Here is a 22022-nt window from a genome sequence, read left to right as displayed (position 1 = left end):
ATGTTACAGAAGGAGTGATTTCATGTATTTACGTTTGACAGAAGAACAGAAAATGGTGCAGACAACAATCCGGAAATTTGTGGAGAAAGAATTGATTCCACTTGAAAATGAAGTGCTGCGAAATGAACGGGCAGGAAAGCCAAGTTTGCCACCCGAAAAAATGGAGGAACTTCAAGCGAAAGCCAAAGAAGCCGGATTCTGGGGCATTAACACGCCAAGCGAATACGGAGGAGCCGACATCGGACAAACGATGATGGCGGTTGTGCTGATGGAAGTCTCTAAAACGTTTGTGCCGTTTCAATTTGGAGGTTCCGCTGATAATATTCTGTATTATGGTAATCACGAACAGAAAGAGAAATATCTAATCCCAACCCTTAATGGAGAGAAAAAATCTTGTTTTGCCATGACTGAACCTGGTGCAGGATCAGATACAAAAAATATCAAAACGACAGCAGTTAAGGACGGAAATGAATGGATCATAAACGGGGAAAAGACATTTATTACAGGCGGAAACGAAGCAGATTTTGTGATGGTAATAGCCATTACCGATAAAGACAAACATCAAGAAACAGGCAGAGAGGGTGTCACATGCTTTATTGTTGACCGAGAAATGGGCTGGAAGTCAGAATATATCGATACTATGGGTGAATGGGGTCCCGCCAACTTGATTTTTGATAATGTCCGAGTGCCGGAAGAAAATATCTTAGGTGACGTGGGCGGGGGTTATGAGCTTGGCTTGGAATGGATCGGCTTCGCCAGATGGGTTGTTGGCGCATCGGCAGTAGGCGCTGCTGAGCGTCTGTTGCAGATGGCTGTCGATTATTCAAAAGAACGGGAGACGTTCGGCCGGCCCATTTCCGACAGACAGGCGATTCAATGGCAAATTGCAGATTCAGCGGTTGAGATTGAAGCGGCAAAATGGCTCGTTTTGAATGCTGCTTTTACGCTCGATCAGGGAGAGGATAACCGGCACCAGGCATCGATGGCTAAACTCTATGGATCGAATATGGGCAACCGGGTTGTTGACCGTGTACTTCAGATTCATGGAGGCATGGGTTACACAAAGGAATTGCCGATTGAACGGTGGTACCGTGAAGCCAGGTTATGGCGCATTTATGACGGGACGGATGAAATACAACGGTTAATTATTTCGCGAAATCTGTTAAAAGGAAATGTGAAAATAGGGCAGTCTATCTAGCTGCAAAACAGTGAGTACAATGCTATGGAGTATGAGCGCAGTCATCATAAATTGAGGAGGATAAAAATGGCGATACAAGGCAATGACCATTTATTAACGACTACAAAGGAAGGGGTACTCTATCTGACCCTGAACCGGCCGGACAGTTTGAATGCATTCAGCCCGGACATGATGACAGGTCTAAAAGAAGCACTTACTGAGGCCCGTCATGACGAAACAGTCCGTACCATTGTTATTTCTGGTTCAGGACGCGCATTCAGTGCAGGTGGAGATGTCAAAACAATGGGAAAACAGCCACCTTTGGACGTTTATGATCATATTGGAGAATTAAACGAATTAATTCTTTCTATAAAAAATTTGGATAAACCAATTATTGCTGCAGTTCATGGTTTTGCGGCGGGAGCTGGTTTTAACCTTGCACTCGCTTGCGATATGATTCTTGCTTCAGAGGAAACTAATTTTATTTTAAGTTTTTCCAAAGTTGGGTTAATTTCAGATGGGGGCGGCCATTACTTTCTGCCAAAAATCATTGGTCCCTATCGTACGAAAGAGCTTTTGTTCAGCGCTGAACCGATAGCAGCTGAGAAGGCTTATGAATTAGGAATAGTTAATCATTTGTATCCGCTAGATGAATTACAGGAAAACGTTCATGATTTTGCCGTAAAAATGGCTTCTGGCCCTGTAACGGCATACGGTTTCATGAAGAGCTTAGTTGATCAGTCGCTTAATCTGGATTTAGAAACCATTCTTGAACAAGAACGAATTACGCAGGCTTCGGTCATATCAACAGATGACCATGAAGAAGGGGTTCAGGCTTTTAAAGAAAAGCGGGAACCGAATTTTAGAACGTAATCATGTGACGTTAATGTTTGAACAGGGGTGATGAAACGTGCTGGAAGAATACGGTTTAAAGCGTATTACACTCGACCTTCCGTTCCGTCTTGATCATGTAAATTGTTTTCTTGCTGAAGGAGAACAAGGCTGGACAGTCATCGATGCCGGTCTGCATAATCAGCAGACAGTTAATAGATGGGAGACGGAATTGAGCAGGAAAAATGTTACAGATATTATCGTAACACATTACCATCCGGATCATTTTGGGTATGCTGGCGGATTGCAGGCAAAACATAATGCACGCGTTTCCATGTCGGAAATTGATTACGACGCTGCTAAAAACGCTTGGAACCAAGCGTTTTTAGATGAACTTTCAGGAAATTATCTGCTGGCGGATATTCCGGACGATCAGGCAAAACAAATGCAGGCGAACACAGAGGACTTTATCTCGCGAATCACACCATACCCGGAAGTGAACCATTTTTTGGAGGATGGCGCTATCTTGTCCTTTGGCAAACATGACTATGAGGTGATTTCAACACCGGGACATTCGGATGGTTTGATAACATTTTATAACAAAGAAAAAGATATGCTGTTATCAACTGATCACATTTTACCAAAGATCACCCCAAATATTTCGTATTGGTTTCATGGCGAGCCAAACCCATTGGCGCGCTATCTGGAGTCATTGGATAAGATTGAGAAAGTTGAAGCTGATTTCGTTATACCTTCCCATGGTGATCCCTTTCATGGCGCAAATGATCGGATTGAGGAAATTAAATCACATCATGATGAGCGGCTGCAACAGACTTTGGAATCAATCGGCAATGGCAATACAGTGTACAGTGTCTGTCAAAGCCTGTTCCGGAAAGAGCTTACCGTCCACGAGATGCGGTTTGCGGTTGGCGAGACTCTGGCACATCTGGAATATTTACGATACAAGGGAGAGTGTGAAAGGGAACTTCGTTATGGGAAGTACTGGTATTCTTTATAAGAGTTAACTATTAAGGACTGTAAGAGCATTGTGGCTAGCCATGGGAGGACTTGATATTTTGCGAGACATTTATTCAAGTAAGAGTAATCATAAAAATGTATCAAAGTGTGGGAGAGATGTACTGCTAACAGCCACTGAGTAAATTATTAAGGGGGGGGTTAAATAATGCAAGACGTTTTGAAAAAAAGTTGGCCTAAAGGACTCCAAGAAGAATTGGATTATCGATTAGGCGAAAAGCCATTGCATGAGTACCTCATTCAAAATGCCAAGGAGCTGCCGAACCAACCCGGTTATATATTTTATGGAAATAATATCACTTGGAAAGATTTAGAGGAATACACACGCCGTTTTTCCGGTTTTCTTAAGGTCCAGGGAGTTGGTAAAGGTGATTGTGTTGGCCTATTTATGCAAAACTGTCCGCAATATTTGATAGCGCATTATGCCATTCAAATGATTGGAGCTGTAGTTGTGCCGTTGAACCCGATGTATAAAGAAAGTGAGCTGGATTATTTCATCAATGAAGCTGCGATTAAAGTGATAGTTTCCGGTGATGAATTATATCAGCGGATTGAAAATATCAAGGATAATGCGCCATCTCTTCAATTTTTAGTTACGACAAATTATGCTGATTTTCTTCCTAAAGCGCCAGAACTGCCTATTCCTGAAGAATTATCAATGAAGAAGAAAGATTGTGAGAGTGCTCATGATATGAAAAGGATGATTGACTCCGTTGATCCTTTAATGGAATTAGAACCAATTGATATTTGGAATGACGTTGGACACGTTGGACTCATGGTGTTCACCTCAGGAACTACAGGAAGACCCAAGGGTGCAATGTTGACTTATGGGAATGCCTTATTTAAGACAGCTGCAACTGTCCAAAGTTACAGATTAGAACAAACGGACAAATCATTGGCTTCAGCGCCATTAACTCATATTGCTGGGATGGTTATGGGAGTAAATGTTCCAGTTTACAGGGCACTTTCTTGCGTTCTGCTTACACGCTTCGATCCTGGTGCAGCTATCCAGGCAATTGAAGAGTATAAAATTAATAAATTATATACAGTCGCAACGATGAATGCTGCGATATTGAATTATCCGGAAATTGAAAAGAGAGATTTGAGTTCACTTGAACTAAATTTTGCTACCAGTTTTGGGATACAGGTTGATGAACAGTTAGCCAAGAAATGGAGAAAATTAACAGATGGTTGTATCCTGCTGGAAGCCTCGTATGGTTTAAGTGAAACACATACATGTGATACTTTCATGCCAATTGAGCACATCAAATATGGAACATGCGGTATTGCCACATATGATACAGCGTTGCGGATTGTTGATATGGAAACTGGAGAAGACTTGCCACCAGGTAAGGAGGGTGAAATTGCGGTTAAAAATCCTGGAGTATTTAAAGGTTATCTTAATCAACCTGATGCCACGGACGAAATACTCCAGGATGGCTGGGTATTCACAGGTGACATCGGGCAATTAGATGAGGATGGCTATATGTATTTCAAAGGGCGCGTGAAAGAAATGATTAAATCTTCAGGGTTCAGTGTATTTCCGGATGATGTGGAAGCGATGATAAGTGATCATAAGGCAGTTTCTCAGGTCGCCTGTGTTGGGGTTCCGGATGATTCCAAAGGAGAAATTGTCAAAGCGTTTGTTGTTTTAAATCCCTCATTCGAAGGTGAAATCAGTGAAAATGATTTGATGGAGTGGGCAAAGGAGAAAATGGCTGCTTATAAATATCCGAGGTCATTTGAGTTTATCGATAGTCTGCCAGAAACCAGCTCAGGAAAAGTATTACGGAGACTCCTTAAAGAATAGTATTGAAAATTATGTAAGGGTAAATGCTTTTAAAGATCTGTGATTTTATTAACATTATAATAAAGGAGAACTGGGATGGAAAAAGAAATTGAAGATCTATTAACAAGAAAAGATAATGCAAGGTTCGGAGGAGGTCTTCAGAAATTAGAAAAACAGCATCAACTGGGGTTTCATACTGCTAGAGAGCGGATTGAAAAATTGATAGATTCAGGTTCCTTCTTAGAATTGGGTAAACTGGCACATTCGGATCAGGACGGTGAAGAAACAAATAGTGCTGGTGATGGAGTTATCACTGGACTCGCAAAAGTCAATGGCCGTTTAATTGCTCTTCAGGTTGCTGACAGAACAGTTTTTGCTGGTACAGAGGGGATGGTTTATTTTCGTAAAACGCGAGCATTGCATGACCTGGCTATAAAGCGAGGTCTGCCTATGTTCAACTTAATGGAAGGCGGCGGCTTGCGTATGCCAGATGGTATGGGATCTGATGGTATAAGCCAAATGCTGTTTCACCAAGAATTATTACAACATCATAGGCAAGTGCCGATGATCACTTCAATTTTGGGAGACAGTTTTGGTGGTCCCACATGGACAGCCGTTTCTTCTGATTTCGTAAGCCAGGTTAAAGGAACGACAATGGCTGTGGCTGGCCCCCGGATGCTGGAAGTAGCAACCGGTGAAAAAGTCTCAAACGAGGAATTGGGGGGCTGGGATATACATGCCGAATATACGGGGCAAGCTGATCATTTCTCTGAAACGGAAGAAGATGCGATTGAAAGTATGAAACGCTTTTTGGATTACATGCCACAAAATTCACAGGAAGAGCCAATTCACCGGGAAACAGCTGATGACCCTCATCGCAGTTTAGAGGAAATCGTAAGTATTGTACCAACCAGGACCAAACGTGCCTATGATATGAAAAGAGTCATTAAGATTATTGTAGATGACGGTGACTATTTTGAATTAAAACCTGACTATGGCAAAGCGCTGATTACTGTTTTGACCAGAATAGATGGCAGAGTAGTTGGTATGATTGCGAACCAGCCTATGCAATTTGCAGGTTCAGCTGGCGTTAAGGAGTGTGAAAAAGCTACTGATTTTATCTGCCTGTGTGATTCATACAATATACCACTTGTATTTTTACACGACATACCTGGCTTCCGTGTATCAAGTGATGCGGAAAAATGGAAGATACCAACAAAAATTATGGTATGGAACCAGGCATTGGCACAATCGACTGTACCAAAGATTTCAGTTATTATCCGTAAAAGTATTGGTGCTGCTTACGGTAATATGTGCGGACCTACAATGGGTGCTGACTTTGTTGTAGCATGGCCAACAGCTGAGATTAATTTTACAGGGCCGGAAGTCGGAATTAATGTCGTTTATGGTGACGAATTACAACATGCGGATAATGTCCACGAAAAGCGTTCAGAACTATTGGGAACTTGGGGAGGTGATAGTTCTCCATATAAAGCGGCCAGCAAGCATTTAATTGATGATGTGATAGATCCAAGAGATACGAGAAAGTTTCTTAGTCAAACATTGGAGTTTTGCTGTGCCCGAAATGGTACAATCAGTGAGAAATCATTAGCTAACTGGCCAACAGGATTTTGACTTTAAAAGAGAATTTATTTAAGAAAATTTGATTGAGCATATCGTCAGCATTTATACAACATAATAAACCCGGCTAATTGCTTTAACCTTTAGAAGCCCTGTCATATAATGAATCATGACAGGGTTTTTTAATGTGCAGCGGTTTACGAAGGACTAGTGAGGAAGGCTGTCAGCACAAGCTTAGATTGCGGTGCTGAGGAAAGCCAGAACAGTTCAAATTATATCAATTCAGTCTGATTCATGCTAATATGGATGAAGTTATAAGATGCGAGGGATTTTAATGCTTTATGTCATTTGTATTGTCGTGGCGTTAATTGCTGCGTTTATCGGAAGCCTTGTTGGTTTAGGCGGTGGTGTTATTGTAATCCCGGTCATGCTGTTTTTGCATTCATACTCAGATGCTTTTGCTTGGGCAACGCCACAGGTGATCGTTGGATTATCACTGATTTCAATTGTGTTTACAGCTATTTCATCATCCATTTCCTACTATCGAAATGGGCAGATTAATAGTCGTATTGGCCTGTTATTTTTAATTGGCAGCATTCCAGGCGGCATTCTTGGCTCATGGCTGAATCAATTTATAAATACGGACCACTTCACATTGTATTTTGGCATTTTAATGATTGCACTATCGTTCCTGTTTTTACTGAAACGGGATAGACAGCGTGAAGAGCGGTCGAAAACACCAATCGTTTCTGTCGTCATCATTTCACTCATTGTAGGTGTTCTCTCCGGTTTATTCGGTATTGGCGGCGGTGCTATCATTGTTCCAGCAATGATCTTCTTGTTTGGTTTATCTGTTCACACGTCTGCAGCGACGTCCATGTTTGTCATTGTCTTTATCAGCATTATGAGTGCCGGAACACATATCGCTTTAGGTCATATTGAGTGGGAGTATGTTATCTTCTTTATTGTCGGAGCCTGGATTGGCGGCACAATAGGTGCTAAAGTTAATCAACACATTAAAAGCAATGTTCTGGAGTGGATTCTGCGTATAATGTTGATTGTTGTTGGTATCAGGCTAATTTTTGAAGGATTGATGTAAGGAGTTTATCAATGCAGGAAAAGCTTTATTTTTACTATACAAATGATTTACACAGTAATTTTAACAATTGGCCACAGGTTGCAGGCTTTTTAAAGGAAGCGAAAGCCCGGAGAGCAAGTGAGAATCAAGCCTCCTGGATAATGGATATTGGTGACCATGTGGACCGGGTGCATCCGGTCGCCGAAGCGTTTATGGGGAAAGCGAATGTGCAATTAATGAATGATGTCGGCTATGATCTGGCAACGCTTGGCAATAATGAAGGGATTACGATGTCACATGATGAACTTTATCATTTATATGATGATGCAGCGTTCCAGGTTGTTTGTGCGAATTTGCAGAGTATGACTGAAACTGAACCGGAGTGGCTGCAATCGACTGTTTATCTGCAATCCGATAGCGGTATAAGAATTGGCGTTATTGGCTTGACTGCACCATTTAATGCCTTTTATGAATTGCTTGACTGGCATATTTCGGCACCATTTGAAACGCTGGAAAAGCACTTGAATCATATGAAAGAATCAGCAGATATTATTGTATTAATGTCACACTTGGGCATTAGCCAGGATCAGAAAATTGCTCACCGCTTTAAAGCTATAGATGTCATTATTGGCGGCCATACGCATCACTTGCTGAGAAATGGCGAAACAGTGGAAAATACACTCATCACAGCTGCTGGCAAGCATTGCGGATTCGCTGGTGAAGTGGAGCTGACGTGGGATCATGCGAGGCAGGAGCTCATTGATAAAACGGCTGCCGTTTATGATATGACAGAACAGCCTCGGGATTTGGCAGCAGAGGAAACATTAAATACATTGACTGAAAAAGCCGACGACCTCCTTGGAAAACCAGTGATTGAACTGGCGGAACCGATAGAAGTTAAATGGTTTCAGCATACGGAAATCATGCAGAAATTAACGGATACCCTTAAAGAATGGACACATGCAGATGCAGCAATGCTGAATGCTGGTGTGTTGCTGGATCAAATACCAGCTGGTTTTGTGACGCACAAAGACATCCACCGTATCTGTCCACACCCAATTAATCCTTGTATGGTGGAACTTAACGGTGCGGAATTGACAGAAGTTATTCGGGCATCCTTAAGCAAAGATTTTACGGAATTAAAGCTGAAAGGTTTTGGATTTCGCGGTGAAATCCTTGGTCAAATGATTTATTCAGATCTTGATGTTCAGACGGTCGTGCGGGACGATGGCAGTGAATATCTTGAATCGGTTTATTATCAGGGTATGCCGCTTGACCCGGCAAAACAATACCGCATTGCAACAGCTGATACCTTTACATTCGGGCGGCTTCTGCCGGAAATTGCTAATGCGGAAGATAAGCACTATGTTCTTCCGGAATTTTTGCGTGATTTGCTTACGTACACATTGCGTCACAAAGTGCCGGCTGATTAATGAGTGACATGATGATTTGTTCATGCATACCATATCCTGTATTGGATAAGGGAGGCATAAACATCATGATGACTGTTAATCCGCTGGAAATTGAAGGAATGCAGTATACGGCCGTAACAGTGGAATTGCCCCGGACAACACTGCTGGTTATTTCAAACGAGGTCGGCTACATTATGTGCGGCGCGTTGGATGTTGATCTTTTAAATGATCGGCTTGCTGACAGGAAGGTGATTTCCGGTCGTGCCGCAGGTGTCAAAACAATTGATGAGCTGTTGGAGGCACCTCTGGAAAAAATAACGAATGCTTCGAAAGTATACGGCTGGGAACCAGGTATGACCGGCAAAGATGCACTGCTCAAAATAGCCTGATGAGATTCTACCCCTCTTAAAACAAGCATATGCTGTTTTGAGAGGGGGATTACGTTGCGAAAGCGTCTTACATTCCATAAACCAAAACGATCTGGAACACCGCTTCCGCTGCCCGTTGTTTTTGTATTAACAGTGATCATATTTGTTTTAATCGTTTTTCTGACGATCGTGATTATTGATAGGGGAATTACGCCGGCATTAAAGAGTATTGCTGACCGAAAGACAGAGGAATTTGCAACACGTGGTATTAACTCAGCCGTGAGGTTTGCACAAAATTACAATTATGATGATGTCGTTAATATTACATATGATGATGAAGGAAAAGTCGCTACTTATAACTGGGATCAAGCTGCTATCAGTGAAATTAATCGGGTCGCAACGGATCGGGTTGAAGAATATTTTCGTTATATGAACACTGGCGAGCCCCCGGACTACGAAAATTCGCTGTTTGAACCGGAGGAATTTGAGGATACGACCGATAATTTGCCTTCTAAAGATCCAACTGTTGTGGAAATCCCGATTGGTGAAGCTACTGGGAATACGATTCTCGCCAATCTCGGCCCGAAGATCCCAATTAATCTGGAATTTGTCGGTAATGTGCGTACAAATATTATTCGGGAAGAGGAGCCGCTGGGAATAAACGGTTCATGGTTATCATTATATGTCAAGGTTGAAGCAGATGTCCAAATTATTATCCCGTTTATGACCGATGTCACAACTGTTGAAACGGAAATTTATATCGATGGCGGAGCGGTAATGGGTGATATTCCTGACTTTTATGGCGAAGGTGATGGTGATAATCCTTCTATCTCTGTGCCTAAAAATTCCATCACTGGAGACGAAAAGAACTGATCTGTTAGAGTCTGGATAACAGATCTTTTTTTAAGTTTATAAAAATTCTAAATATTATGTTGACATAGTGAAGACCTGACAGTATAATAAGGAAACAAATATCAGAAAAAACTAAACAATTTAGCGTTTGGGAGGTTTTAACTATGTCAACACGTTCTCAGTGGGGGACAAGAGCAGGTTTTATTTTGGCTGCAATCGGTTCAGCAGTGGGACTTGGTAACATTTGGCGCTTTCCGACGACAGCCTTCGAAAATGGCGGCGGTGCCTTTATGATCCCGTACCTGGTCGCATTGCTGACTGCCGGCATCCCGATTCTGATCATGGAATTCACCATGGGTCACAAATACCGTGGCTCGTCACCATTAACGTTTAAGAACATGAACAAAAAGACAGAATGGGTAGGCTGGTGGGGTGTCCTAATAGCCTTTGTTGTTTCGACTTATTACTCGGTTATTATTGCCTGGGCAATATCTTATTCAATTTTTTCATTCAATTTGAACTGGGGTTCTGATACAGAAAACTTTTTGTACAATAACCATTTGGAAATGGTTGAAGCTGGCCAATTTGGCGGTTTTGTGCCTGGTGTTCTCATTCCATTAGTTATCGTTTGGCTGGTTGTCCTTGGTGTGCTTTACCGGGGCGTGCGAAAAGGTATCGAAATGGCTAATCGGATTTTTATCCCGACACTGGTTGTGGTTTTTCTGTTAATTGTTATTCGTGCTCTTACATTGCCCGGAGCAATTGAAGGGTTAAATGCATTTTTTACACCTGATTTCGATGCCATATTGGATGGGCAAGTCTGGATAGCAGCGTATGGTCAAATATTTTTTAGTATGTCAATTGCCTTTGCTATTATGATTACGTACTCCAGTTATCTACCGAAAAAATCGGACATAACGAACAACGCCTTTATTGTCGGTTTTGGAAACTCGAGTTTCGAACTTTTATGCGGTATTGGCGTGTTTTCAGTCCTGGGCTTTATGTCTGTCCAGCAGAATGTTCCTATTAATGAAGTTGTTGATGGTGGCATCGGTCTGGCATTTGTTGCCTTTCCGCAAATTATTAACGAGTTTCCAGCACTTAATGAATTATTTGGGTTTTTATTCTTTGCATCGCTCGTACTGGCAGGTATGTCATCGCTGATATCAATTATTGAAACCTATGTAGCAGGCTTGTCAGATAAGCTGAATATTTCCCGGAAAAAGGCTGTCCTGATAGGCGGAGGTACTGCCGCACTCGTTTCCCTTGTATTTGCAACACGGGGAGGCATAAACTTCCTTGATGCTGTCGATTACTTTATTAATCAGTTCGGTATAGCCTTTATTGGATTGGTCGAGGTCGTCCTGATCGCTTGGGTTCTGCGTAAGCTGGGCGAATTCAAAGAACATGCCAATAGTGTTTCTGATATCAGACTTGGTGGCTGGTGGACCTTTAGCCTTAGTGTCATTACCCCGATTGTCTTGGGCTTCACCATGTTTGATCTGTTCAGAAAGAATTTGCTGCAGTTATTTGATAAACCAAGTGGCAATTATGGAGGCTATTCGGATCTATTTGTATTGTCCAGTGGCTGGTTAGTTGCTGCTGGGGCCCTAATCGTTGGCATTATTATTTCCTTGCTGAAATGGCGTGCGTCGAAGAATGCAGACGAACATAAAACACAAGATACAAGGGAGGCGAAGTAATATGACCGGGGGAGCAATTACATTGATGATTGTATCAATGCTGATTATTTGGGGAGGCTTGACTGCCAGTATTACGAACGCAGTTAAAAAAGCTGGCAAACGAAAGTAGTATCACTTAGTATCCAAAAAAGGGAGTCTTTACCGGCTGCGGTAATGGCTCCCTTTTATGTTGTGAACAAGGCATATTTATGGATTGGCATCTAGTCTGATTCTTGCCGTTCCCACTTTTGTAAATAGGGATAGGGATTAAAGGACCATTCATCGTATCCATTATCCTGATACAAGCCATAGTGAAGATGTGGCGGAAATTTACCGGATGTTCCTGGTGGGCCATAGCCGGTTGAACCGACTTTACCCAGGGTGTCGCCGGGTTCAACAATCTGCCCTGTATGAATGTTATCTTTATAACTGCTCATATGAGCGTAATAGTGATAAACGTTATTAATATCCCGAATGCCCAGCCGCCAGCCTCCATATAAGTTCCAGCCTTTCATTTCAATAACTCCGTACGTTGTTGCTTTGACAGGCGTTCCATGATCTGCGAAGATGTCGGATCCTTCATGCATCCGCAGCCCGCCAAATCCCCGGGTGTCGCCCCAATTATTTTTCGTTGTATAATTATAGGACATATCAAGCGGGAAAGCGCGTTCTGTCAATTTGAGCCGATTAAATTGCTTGAAAATTGCGGCCGTATTCATAATGGTCTGGACCGTTAAGTCCCGCTTATAATAACGCCAGATGGCCATTTTGATTTGATCCCGGGATCGGCCATACTCCAGCAAAAGATTGGCCATTGTGTACAAAGCATCTTCTGGATTATCGGGATCGGCCTTACCATTGCCGTTTCCGTCCTTGCCTTTTCCATGAAAAAATTGAATAATGCTGCGATCATTGATCATAGCACTGTTGCCGATTCCATACCACAATTCATCTGGGAATGCAATTGATATAAGCTGTTCATCCTTAACGTCGTCAGAGCTGTTTCGTTCATACTGATCAATTGCGGCCAAATAATACCAGGGGATTTGGGTCAGTGCAGCTGTCTTTTTATAGAGCACCATACGTTTCTCTTGTATATTCTGTGCATTATCTGCCAGAACAGGATGAGTAAGAATACCGAACATGAAAACAGCAGTCATGAGAAGGGATAGTCTCTTACGCACACCGGTTCACACCTCCTTGTGATCCTTAGAAAATTTAAGCAAGCACTAGGTATCCGTTCCTTGTGGGGATTCCTGCATGCGATCAATGATTTGATTGATCGTATTATCATAATCATTGTCCTGTATTCGTGAATTGTGCAGGCTCTGAATGTCGGGGATCAGAGCTTCGTTGTCAGAAATATAAACGTCAAAATATCCTGGCAGAATAGATACAGCTGTTTTGTTGACTATATCTGCCGCCTCGTTGTTATCTAAATTATCTTGCTTGCCATAAGCAATAAGCGTTTTATCTTCCGTTACAAGAGTTGCAGCTTCGTCGAAATCCTCATTCTCTAATACAATCCGTGTAATCATATTCGCCAGACTGGTTCGGTCAATGTCAATGGATTGCTGCCCCTTATCAGCAGCGTTATCAACATCTTCTTTTGTATAATGGACATATCCCAGCTTGTCCTCACCAGATGGGTTGGATGGTGTTGTCTTTTGATCTGGATCCAGTTCATCAGTAATTTGTTGGTGTTCGTCGGCTTGAGGGCGATCATTATCAGATGCCTTGTCGGTATTGGCGCAGCCTGCTACCAGGATAGCTATAAGCAGAGACATTGGAATAAGCAATCGTTTTGTCATGACAATCCTCCTTATGCTGTGGATGCAACATGTTCTGTTGACTTAGTTTGTTTGAATCAGCATGAAAACATACAGCATGCTGGCGAAAATATTGGTGAGATTTTCGACGTGTGATAAACTTGATGTGTCATGAGGTGATGGTATTGATTGAGATACAGGGGAAAACGTATGAGATTATTGAAAATGAAAAGGATGGTTTTGATGAAGAACGTTTAAACAAACGTTTTTCTGAGATTTTGTCCAAATATGATTTTGTTGTAGGTGACTGGGGTTATGATCAGCTGCGTCTAAAAGGATTTTATGATGACCAAAACCCAAGCGCCGATTTTGATACTAAAATAAGCACTCTGGATGATTACTTATATGAACATTGCAATTTTGGCTGTGCTTATTTTATTTTGAAAAAAGTTAACAAATAAGGGCAACCGGCGACTAGCAGCCGCTTGCCCTCCTCGGTTCACCCTGGTGTTTAATCGTCCGGTTCATCATGCAGCGGATGTGATCCAGGAGCCTGTCTGGGCAGATCATCGTGCTGCTCTTTATCCGGATAAATAAATGCACTCTTACGTTTCTGACCTTCTTTCCATGGAGTGGATTTACTCCCTTTTGACACATGATCATTAAATTCTGAGCCGAATGGTCCCTCCGGAAATTCTTCAGGAATTAATTCTTGCTGATCTTCTACATTTTTAAAATTACTGTATTGTTTTTTATCATTTTTTCCCATTTGTTTCACATCCTTTCTTAATCACTATTGTGCCGCATTTAAACAAAGTAATTTTTCCTATATCAACAATTAAAGACTATATTTTCCAATATGATTGGCCAGTGACATCCTTAATTTAGCATCGATGGTTAAAACTCATCTTTTTCCTCGCCAAGCTGATATTTTGCTTGGATCGTTCTGAATCCTTCCCGCTTGTGGGCTAATCTTTCCATCACATTAAACCATTCGTATCCGGCGTCTTCAAATACATTTGTCAGCAATTTGTTTTGTTCCTCGTTTAATATTTGTACAAGGTTTTTTCCTTTTTGAGTTGGATAAAGTCTCTTGATGCGCTTATCATCATTTGCTTGATATTCCTCAATCAGCTGTTCCGTTTTTAATTTGCTGAATGTCCGGTGTGATCCTTGTTTTGTTATTTCCAGAAAGTCGAGGAGTTCTTTAACCGAAATGCCAGGCATTTTTGATATGTAAAATAAAAAGCGGTGGTGCTGCCTGCTCATACCATATTTTTCAATGATTTCATCTGCTGTTTTAATAAATGTCTGATAAGCGAAATGAAATAACATTAGATTATAATCATCTTTTTCCGTCATGCTATCACCTTTTTTGTAAACTCTTTGTTTCAAATTATATATGAGGTACTCCAAAATGACAATAAAAGTCAAGTATGTTGACCTTTATTGCCTTCAGCGCTTATAATATAGGCGAAGAGCTCAAGGAGGTATTCTCATGACTTATACAGTAGGGCATTTTTTAATAGATGAATTGAGTAAAGCTGGTGTTGATAAGACTTTTGGTGTTCCTGGAGATTTTAACTTAACATTTCTTGACACCATTACAGAGCATCCGGATATGGAATGGATTGGAAACACGAATGAATTAAATGCCAGTTATGCGGCTGATGGCTATGCACGTGTTAATGGCATTGGAGCGCTTGTAACCACATTTGGTGTCGGCGAACTAAGCACTATGAACGGCATAGCTGGTGCCTACGCTGAACGTGTTCCTGTGGTTGCTATTACAGGAGCGCCAACAACGAATGTAGAAAACCAGAAAAAATATGTGCATCATACCTTGGGTGAAGGCCGCTATGATGATTTTCGGAAAATGTTTAAACCGATAACGTGTGCACAAGCCTATATTACGCAAGTGAATGCACAAGAGGAGATTCCAAGGGTCATCCAGCTGGCCATGCGTGAAAAACGTCCAGTTCATATTCATTTGCCTATTGATGTGGCTGCTATGCCATTGACACCAGCCAATCATCAAGTCTCTCTTATAGAAGCTGACCATTCAGATGCACTCGATAAGATGGTGCAATCGGTGCAGGAACGCCTGAACCAGGCAAAACAGCCTGTTATTATTGCCGGTCATGAAATCAACAGCTTTCGTGCTCATGAAGCACTTCAGACATTCAGTGAAGAAAAACATATTCCGGCAGTGCAGCTGTCACTTGGAAAAAGCGCTTTTGCGGAAACGCATGAAAACTATATTGGCATGTATGCCGGTGCCGTTTCTGAGGAGCGTGTCAAAAACTATGTGGATGGAAGCGACCTTGTGCTGAATATTGGTGCTAAATTAACGGATTCAGCGACATCTGGGTTTAGTTATGGTTTTAATGAAGCTGATATGATCGTTATCAACCATCGTTTATTTGATGATCATGAAAATGCGATGGAAGGTATTCCGCTTCTCGAAAGTCTCAATGCTTTGAATCAACAAATTGATTTTCGAAATGAAGCATCGTTTGAAACTTATCGGCCTGCTGGGCGTATTGAAGCTAGTGATAAGGAGCTGACACAAAACAATTACTTTAATTTAATGAATCAATTCTTGCGTCCTGGCGACGTGATTCTGGCAGAGCAGGGGACGTCCTTTTTCGGGGGCTATACCATGAAACTGCCAGCCAATAGCCAATTTATTGGCCAGCCGCTATGGGGTTCGATTGGTTATACACTTGGCGCGCTTTTGGGAACGCAATTAGCTGATAAAAACCGGCGTAACATTTTGCTGATTGGTGATGGATCCGTACAGTTGACTGTTCAGAGCCTGTCAACGATGATCCGGGAAAACATCAAGCCGATTATATTCTGTATTAATAATGATGGCTATACGGTAGAACGTATGATTCATGGGGAAGATGCCTCCTACAATACTATCAAGATGTGGCATTATCGTGACTTGCCGCGTGTATTTGGAGCTGAAGATGAAGTGGTGACACACTTCGTGGAAACAGAACAACAGCTTGTTGATGCATTTTCCCAAATAACCAATCAGCCGGATAAGATGCATTTTATTGAAGTCATGATGCGTGTGCTGGATGCTCCGGACAATCTAAAAGAAGTGAGCAAGGCGTTCGCCGCACAAAATGAATAACGAAATGATTCATGCACCCTTGTTGTTTAAAAGGGTGCATGTTTTGTACAGTATGATGATTCCTTTGTGTGATATGATAGGATTGATTATGAGTCAGGAGTGATTAACATGTATTTCGTTGATAGAGGGCAAATTGAGGCGATATTAAATTATATGGATCAGCTTCTAGAGGAGGTTGGTAAGCATTCGTTTACGACGTTTGCCGAGAAACTATACCTTGAACGTACGGTGCATCTGACGATTGAGTCAATGCTTGATGTCGGAAATATGATGATAGATGGCTTCATTATGCGTGATCCGGGTGGCTTTGAGGATATTATCGATATATTGATCGATGAAGAGGTTCTGCCAGAGAACGAAGAAGAAGCTTATAAGACCGTTATCCGTTTGCGGAAAATGGTGGTCAAAGACTATCTGCATGTGGACTATCAGCAGCTGATTGATACACTTCAGCAGCATCAAGATACCCTTGCACAATTTAGTTCACATGTCAGACATTATCTGGATACCGAATTAGGTGTGGCGAATGCCTTTTCCAACGAGTGAGCTGAGGAAACAGTATTTAAACCGCAATAACTCGCAGTCACACTGCTGCAAATTAAGACTGGAAAGAGTGAATTTACAACATGACAACGTATAACGCGTATATAATTGATCTGGATGGCACCATGTACCGGGGAAATGAGCCAATTGCGTATGCAGCAGCATTTGTTGACACGTTGGTTTCTGAGCAGATTCCCTATCTGTTCCTGACCAATAATTCATCCAAAACACCTGCTCAAGTCTCTCATAAATTACAGCAAATGGGGATCCCTTCGACGGCTGAGCATGTTTTAACATCAAGCATGGCGACGGCTGACTATATTAAACGAGAGCATCCTCAGGCGCGTTGCTATGTTATAGGAGAAGAAGGGCTTCATGAAGCTTTGAAGCAGGAAGGACTTGCTGTTGTAGAGGAAAACAGTGATTTTGTCATTATAGGCATGGATCACAGCATAACGTACGATTCCCTGTCCAAAGCTTGTCGTGAGGTTCGTCATGGTGCTCAGCTTATTTCCACAAATGCAGACACAACCATCCCGACTGACAGGGGGATGGAGCCGGGAAATGGTGCCCTGACATCTGTCGTATCTGTCAGTACGGGAAAGCAGCCCACGTTTATCGGTAAACCGGAAACCATCATCATCGACCAGGCTTTGAAGCGCCTAGATGCTGAAAAGCCCAACACCCTGATGGTAGGGGATAATTACGACACGGACATAGGAGCAGGTATCAATGCAGGCATCGATACGTTAATGGTTTTCACAGGCGTGACACCATTCAGCTGTTACCCTTCGTTACCTGTCAAGCCATCATATTACGTACAGAATCTAAGTGAATGGCTCCCCCATATTAAAAAAACTGCTCTTTAATCGAGCAGTTTTTTACATTATTCGTCCAATAATGCATCATCAGCCGCGGAATGGGCCAGCCGACTTGAAGCCGCCGCAGCAATAGCCCCGACAATATCATCCAGAAATGTATGACACTCGCCCGTTGACTTATCATTTAAAGGGCCAAGAATCCCTGGTTTTTGTTTATCAATATAGCCATAATTGGTAAAGCCGATAGAACCGTACACATTAACAATTGAAAAAGCTATAATTTCATCAATGCCATATAAACTTTCATCCGTTTCGATTGTCTGCTGCAGCGGCTGATCCAGTTTTTTCTGCTCAGCCAGGCAGTCGAGCTGAATCCCGGTTAAAATGGCATTCTGCACTTCTCGTTTGCCAAATACCCGGTTCACATTATCCCGGCACGTGTCCATATCCAGACCATCATGATAGTTTGCCTGTAAATAATATACAAGGTCTGCTATATCATCAATTGTTACGCCGCGTTCTGACAGCCAATCGCGTGCTTTTTTTTCTAATTCTGATCGATTTGTTTGATTTTCCATTATGATCACCTTTTCAAAAAAATTGTTAAACTAATGTGCTTGCTGACATATATTATAAGAGGAGCTGATGAAAGGAGTGACTGAGATGGAGACATTTCTCGAAACGTATTATAGCATTCAGGCAGGGGACAGGACCGTGTGGGATGGAACGGAAGTATTTCAGGATGCTAATTATACTTATTTTATCATATACGCCGACCAGACGGAAGCCATACATATGGAACAGGCTGCATTAGCTTATTATTACTACGAGAATGATTACAGAAACGTAGCGGTACCGGTACCAACTCTGGATGGTAAGTGGTTTAGTGTTTATGATGATACGCCTTGCATGGTATGGCGTGCGAATCATAGGCCAGTACTGCCAAAAGGCCCGCATGGTGAACGGTTAGCGGTATTTCATATGACGGGAGCGGCTTATCCATATGAGCCGGAAACCATTTTCAATTATGGTCAATGGAAAGAATTATGGATCGAGAAGTTAACAGCATTTGAAAATAAAATAAATTGGGAAGCCCATAATCATCCAAATGACTATTATCGTCTGCTGATGGATTCGATGCCTTATTTGATTGGATTAAGCGAAAATGCGATTCAATATATGCAGGAAACTGAATCTGAACAACGATTCCATGATACTGATCAGGCAACTGTTGTCTTCGGACGCTATAAAAATCAGCTGGAAAGCTCTCTCGTATGGGGAACGGAATTCGCTGTTGATCATCCAGCACGTGATTTGGCGGAATATATTCGCTATCAGCTGTTGTATGCGGAAGATCCGTTACGTGATATTTCCTTATTTCTGAATGATTATCAGCGTATCCGGCCGCTATCTATTTTTAGCTGGCGTGTGTTGTTGGCACGTCTGTTATATCCAGTCCATTTTTTTGATGTCATCGGACGAGGATTTTCGGCAGACCAATATGAAGGAGTTCATGCAGAACTGGCCGAATTGTTGCAGAAGCAGCCTATGTATGAGGAAAGACTGGGGTTCTTTTTTGAAAACGCTGGTATTAACCCTGAAGCCTTGCAAATACCTGTGTTACACTGGCTGTAAACGCTATTTCGGCACTCAGATAACCCGATCTTAAAAATGCCGCAAACGAAAGAGGAGAAGATGCATGAAACCCGTTATTTATGTAACCAGAAAAGTGCCAGAAGATGTCTTGCAGTCATACCGGGCGCTGTTTAATATTCGCATGTGGGAGGAAACCGAACAGCCCGTTCCGCGGAGTGTGCTGCTTCGGGAAATCAGTCAGGCTGATGGGCTCTTATGTATGCTCACTGAATCTATTGATCAGGAATGCCTTGCTGCTGCCAAAAACCTGAAAGTCGTTGCCAATATGGCTGTCGGTTATGATAATGTTAACGTCGAAGCAGCCCATGAGCGCGGGATTGTGGTGACGAACACACCTGATGTGCTGACAGAGACGACAGCCGACCTGACATTTGCGCTTCTTTCGGCCACGGCACGCCGGATAGTTGAAGCGTCGGATTATATCCGTAATGGCAACTGGACGAATTGGTCACCTTATTTACTGGCTGGATCTGATATTCATGGAAAAACAATTGGTATTGCAGGTCTTGGCAAAATTGGTGAGGCGGTAGCCAGACGTGCGAAAGGCTTCGGCATGTCCATTCTATACCATAATCGTTCACGGAAGGAAAAAGCGGAGCAGGAATTGGGAGCTGTTTACAAAGGTTTTACGGAAATGCTGCAGGAGTCGGACTTTGTTGTTTCATTAGTCCCTTTAACAGATGAAACAGCAGCCATGTTTGATGAAACGGCTTTTCAGAATATGAAATCATCGGCTATTTTTATCAATGTCTCCCGTGGCGGCACGATGGATGAAGAGGCACTTCTCCAGGCGCTTACAACACAAAGAATTCGAGCTGCCGGACTTGATGTGTTCGCTGAGGAGCCTATCTCACCGGAACACCCGCTGTTGGGACTTCAGAATGTTGTCTGTCTGCCGCATATCGGATCAGCAAGTGAAACGGCTCGGACAAAGATGCTCGAACTTTGTCTGACCAATTTAAACGCTGTATTGCATGGGCAGGAACCTTTAACACCTGTACCATAATAATAAGGCAGACAACAAAATGTCTGCCTTAATCAGCCATGTATTAAAAAACCTGCTCAATCTCTGATACGCCGGGAACTTCAGATCTCAAGGCACGTTCGATGCCAGCTTTTAATGTGATGGTAGAACTTGGACAATTGCCACAAGCCCCCATAAGACGAATAAGGACAATCCCTTCATCATCAACATCAACCAGTTCCACATCGCCGCCATCACGAAGTAAAAAAGGCCGGAGTTTGGTCAGGACTTCCTGTACCTGCTCTTGCATGACCGATCTCTCCTTTCGAAAGTTGTTCATTTGAACACGCATGTCTTCTTATTATTATAAAGTGATCAGGATAGAAATTCACTTATCCAGTTTATTTTCTTTAATTACTTTTATTGTACCTTTGTTCAGCTATTTTGTAAAATAAAACTAACGTTATGATGAGGGGGAATTGAAGTGGCAGACAATATTTCGGTCACAGTCTATGGGGCAGAGCAAATTTGTGCAAGCTGTGTTGGCGCACCGGGTTCCCGAGAAACTTATGAGTGGCTGCAGGCGGCTATTGGACGGAAATATCATGACGCTAACTTTGTTTATAAATATGTTGATGTCGAGCAGCCGCCAGATGATGACAGCGATCAAAACTTGAGTGAGCGTATCTTGCAAGATGAGTTTTTCTATCCGCTCGTGCTCATAAATGGTGAAATTGCTGCTGAAGGTATTCCGAGACTCAAACCCATCTACCGGGAATTGGATCGAAATGGGGCGGTTGTTCAAACTTAGATATAAAGCATTAAGTATCATGTGCTGTTTTATAGCAAAATGGCAGGGCTTGAATAAGCTTTAGGTTTGAATTATTATCTAATAATTTGTATACTTGAGGATACTAACTTAAGTTGACTTATCTCAAAAACAGGAGGTTTCATATATGGTGATTTCAATCACAGAAGATGCAGCAGCACGGGTTAAAGAGATGATGCAGGACGAAGAAGCAGGTGCCCGGCTGCGTTTTGGTGTCAAAGGCGGCGGTTGCAGCGGTCTTTCCTACTCATTGGGATTTGATCATGAGATGAATGACGAACTTGACATGGTTGAAGAGGATAGCGATATACCGGTTGTGATGAACAAACAGGATGTGCCGATTATTGAAGGAACAACCATTGACTTTAAACAAAACATGATGGGCGGGGGATTCAGTATTGATAATCCAAACGCCATTGTGTCATGCGGCTGCGGCTCATCGTTCAAAGCTAAAAAACGCGAGGGAGCACCGGAAAAATGTTAAACTGAT

At 42.3% G+C, this 22022-nt stretch carries 25 protein-coding genes; 19 read left to right on the top strand and 6 right to left on the bottom strand.

The annotated features are described in order from the left end of the window. The first annotated feature begins 22 nt into the window (after positions 1 to 22). The 11 genes from ACFQU8_RS02475 to ACFQU8_RS02425 all read left to right on the top strand — a co-directional run bounded on the left by ACFQU8_RS02475 (position 23) and on the right by ACFQU8_RS02425 (position 11935). The gene (locus ACFQU8_RS02475) at positions 23 to 1198 is read left to right on the top strand and encodes an acyl-CoA dehydrogenase family protein (protein WP_382357583.1); all 1176 of its coding nucleotides are present in this window, start codon (positions 23 to 25) and stop codon (positions 1196 to 1198) included. 66 nt (positions 1199 to 1264) lie between these two features. Then, positions 1265 to 2050 (top strand): enoyl-CoA hydratase/isomerase family protein, encoded by a 786-nt coding sequence (locus ACFQU8_RS02470; protein ID WP_382357582.1) that lies wholly within the window; start codon positions 1265 to 1267, stop codon positions 2048 to 2050. Positions 2051 to 2087: 37 nt separating this feature from the next. Further along, positions 2088 to 3026, top strand: coding sequence for an MBL fold metallo-hydrolase (locus tag ACFQU8_RS02465; RefSeq protein WP_382357581.1), 939 nt, complete (start codon positions 2088 to 2090; stop codon positions 3024 to 3026). Between the two features lie 165 nt (positions 3027 to 3191). Beyond that, on the top strand, positions 3192 to 4853 hold the full coding sequence (locus ACFQU8_RS02460) for a class I adenylate-forming enzyme family protein (RefSeq protein ID WP_382357580.1): 1662 nt from the start codon (positions 3192 to 3194) through the stop codon (positions 4851 to 4853). Between the two features lie 75 nt (positions 4854 to 4928). Next, positions 4929 to 6467, top strand: a complete 1539-nt coding sequence (locus ACFQU8_RS02455) for an acyl-CoA carboxylase subunit beta (RefSeq protein ID WP_382357579.1) — start codon at positions 4929 to 4931, stop codon at positions 6465 to 6467. Between the two features lie 280 nt (positions 6468 to 6747). Beyond that, positions 6748 to 7512 carry a sulfite exporter TauE/SafE family protein gene (locus ACFQU8_RS02450; protein WP_382357578.1) on the top strand — a complete coding sequence of 255 codons (765 nt, stop codon included), beginning with the start codon at positions 6748 to 6750 and terminating at the stop codon, positions 7510 to 7512. A gap of 11 nt (positions 7513 to 7523) precedes the next feature. Further along, positions 7524 to 8924 carry a bifunctional metallophosphatase/5'-nucleotidase gene (locus ACFQU8_RS02445; RefSeq protein WP_382357577.1) on the top strand — a complete coding sequence of 467 codons (1401 nt, stop codon included), beginning with the start codon at positions 7524 to 7526 and terminating at the stop codon, positions 8922 to 8924. A 65-nt stretch (positions 8925 to 8989) separates the two neighbouring features. Continuing rightward, positions 8990 to 9292 (top strand): YunC family protein, encoded by a 303-nt coding sequence (locus ACFQU8_RS02440; protein ID WP_382357576.1) that lies wholly within the window; start codon positions 8990 to 8992, stop codon positions 9290 to 9292. Positions 9293 to 9346: 54 nt separating this feature from the next. Beyond that, positions 9347 to 10144 (top strand): sporulation protein YunB, encoded by a 798-nt coding sequence (yunB, locus tag ACFQU8_RS02435; protein WP_382357575.1) that lies wholly within the window; start codon positions 9347 to 9349, stop codon positions 10142 to 10144. 143 nt (positions 10145 to 10287) lie between these two features. After that, positions 10288 to 11826: a sodium-dependent transporter gene (locus ACFQU8_RS02430; protein ID WP_382357574.1), complete on the top strand. Its 1539-nt coding sequence runs from the start codon at positions 10288 to 10290 to the stop codon at positions 11824 to 11826. A 1-nt stretch (position 11827) separates the two neighbouring features. Beyond that, complete coding sequence (locus ACFQU8_RS02425) at positions 11828 to 11935, top strand: MetS family NSS transporter small subunit (protein ID WP_382357573.1); 108 nt, start codon at positions 11828 to 11830, stop codon at positions 11933 to 11935. A gap of 91 nt (positions 11936 to 12026) precedes the next feature. On the opposite strand, the gene ACFQU8_RS02420 is transcribed toward ACFQU8_RS02425, so the two are convergent. Further along, the gene (locus ACFQU8_RS02420) at positions 12027 to 12950 is read right to left on the bottom strand and encodes a M23 family metallopeptidase (protein WP_382357639.1); all 924 of its coding nucleotides are present in this window, start codon (positions 12948 to 12950) and stop codon (positions 12027 to 12029) included. Between the two features lie 84 nt (positions 12951 to 13034). Beyond that, positions 13035 to 13616: a YhcN/YlaJ family sporulation lipoprotein gene (locus tag ACFQU8_RS02415; protein ID WP_382357572.1), complete on the bottom strand. Its 582-nt coding sequence runs from the start codon at positions 13614 to 13616 to the stop codon at positions 13035 to 13037. A gap of 143 nt (positions 13617 to 13759) precedes the next feature. Between ACFQU8_RS02415 and ACFQU8_RS02410 the strand changes: the two genes are divergently transcribed. Next, the gene (locus tag ACFQU8_RS02410; protein WP_382357571.1) at positions 13760 to 14035 is read left to right on the top strand and encodes a YutD family protein; all 276 of its coding nucleotides are present in this window, start codon (positions 13760 to 13762) and stop codon (positions 14033 to 14035) included. 50 nt (positions 14036 to 14085) lie between these two features. Here the strand turns inward: ACFQU8_RS02410 and ACFQU8_RS02405 are convergent, their stop codons facing one another. Continuing rightward, positions 14086 to 14343: a hypothetical protein gene (locus ACFQU8_RS02405; RefSeq protein ID WP_382357570.1), complete on the bottom strand. Its 258-nt coding sequence runs from the start codon at positions 14341 to 14343 to the stop codon at positions 14086 to 14088. Positions 14344 to 14471: 128 nt separating this feature from the next. Further along, the gene (locus ACFQU8_RS02400) at positions 14472 to 14936 is read right to left on the bottom strand and encodes a MarR family winged helix-turn-helix transcriptional regulator (RefSeq protein WP_382357569.1); all 465 of its coding nucleotides are present in this window, start codon (positions 14934 to 14936) and stop codon (positions 14472 to 14474) included. A 136-nt stretch (positions 14937 to 15072) separates the two neighbouring features. Between ACFQU8_RS02400 and ACFQU8_RS02395 the strand changes: the two genes are divergently transcribed. The 3 genes from ACFQU8_RS02395 to ACFQU8_RS02385 all read left to right on the top strand — a co-directional run bounded on the left by ACFQU8_RS02395 (position 15073) and on the right by ACFQU8_RS02385 (position 18131). Next, positions 15073 to 16719: an alpha-keto acid decarboxylase family protein gene (locus ACFQU8_RS02395; RefSeq protein ID WP_382357568.1), complete on the top strand. Its 1647-nt coding sequence runs from the start codon at positions 15073 to 15075 to the stop codon at positions 16717 to 16719. A 108-nt stretch (positions 16720 to 16827) separates the two neighbouring features. Next, positions 16828 to 17265, top strand: a complete 438-nt coding sequence (locus ACFQU8_RS02390) for a DUF86 domain-containing protein (RefSeq protein ID WP_382357567.1) — start codon at positions 16828 to 16830, stop codon at positions 17263 to 17265. A gap of 80 nt (positions 17266 to 17345) precedes the next feature. Then, complete coding sequence (locus ACFQU8_RS02385; RefSeq protein ID WP_382357566.1) at positions 17346 to 18131, top strand: TIGR01457 family HAD-type hydrolase; 786 nt, start codon at positions 17346 to 17348, stop codon at positions 18129 to 18131. Positions 18132 to 18148: 17 nt separating this feature from the next. On the opposite strand, the gene ACFQU8_RS02380 is transcribed toward ACFQU8_RS02385, so the two are convergent. After that, entirely contained in the window at positions 18149 to 18661 is a 513-nt protein-coding gene (locus ACFQU8_RS02380) for a phosphatidylglycerophosphatase A family protein (protein ID WP_382357565.1), read from the bottom strand. 85 nt (positions 18662 to 18746) lie between these two features. Here ACFQU8_RS02380 and ACFQU8_RS02375 point away from each other — a divergent pair, with 85 nt between their 5' ends. Beyond that, the gene (locus tag ACFQU8_RS02375) at positions 18747 to 19718 is read left to right on the top strand and encodes a hypothetical protein (RefSeq protein WP_382357564.1); all 972 of its coding nucleotides are present in this window, start codon (positions 18747 to 18749) and stop codon (positions 19716 to 19718) included. A 64-nt stretch (positions 19719 to 19782) separates the two neighbouring features. Continuing rightward, positions 19783 to 20745: a 2-hydroxyacid dehydrogenase gene (locus ACFQU8_RS02370; protein ID WP_382357563.1), complete on the top strand. Its 963-nt coding sequence runs from the start codon at positions 19783 to 19785 to the stop codon at positions 20743 to 20745. A gap of 43 nt (positions 20746 to 20788) precedes the next feature. Here the strand turns inward: ACFQU8_RS02370 and ACFQU8_RS02365 are convergent, their stop codons facing one another. After that, positions 20789 to 21013, bottom strand: a complete 225-nt coding sequence (locus ACFQU8_RS02365) for a NifU family protein (RefSeq protein WP_382357562.1) — start codon at positions 21011 to 21013, stop codon at positions 20789 to 20791. A gap of 174 nt (positions 21014 to 21187) precedes the next feature. On the opposite strand from ACFQU8_RS02365, the gene ACFQU8_RS02360 reads away from it, so the two are divergent. Together ACFQU8_RS02360 and ACFQU8_RS02355 are read left to right on the top strand one after the other, a co-directional pair. Then, complete coding sequence (locus ACFQU8_RS02360; RefSeq protein ID WP_382357561.1) at positions 21188 to 21514, top strand: YuzD family protein; 327 nt, start codon at positions 21188 to 21190, stop codon at positions 21512 to 21514. A 145-nt stretch (positions 21515 to 21659) separates the two neighbouring features. Next, complete coding sequence (locus ACFQU8_RS02355) at positions 21660 to 22016, top strand: HesB/IscA family protein (RefSeq protein WP_382357560.1); 357 nt, start codon at positions 21660 to 21662, stop codon at positions 22014 to 22016. The last annotated feature ends 6 nt before the right edge of the window (positions 22017 to 22022 follow it).

Source organism: Lentibacillus kimchii (genome assembly GCF_042666895.1).
In the GTDB taxonomy this organism is placed as follows: Bacteria; Bacillota; Bacilli; order Bacillales; family Amphibacillaceae; genus Lentibacillus; species Lentibacillus kimchii.
The sequence above is the reverse complement of the archived record's forward strand: the minus strand, read 5'-3'. Positions and strand labels throughout refer to the sequence as shown.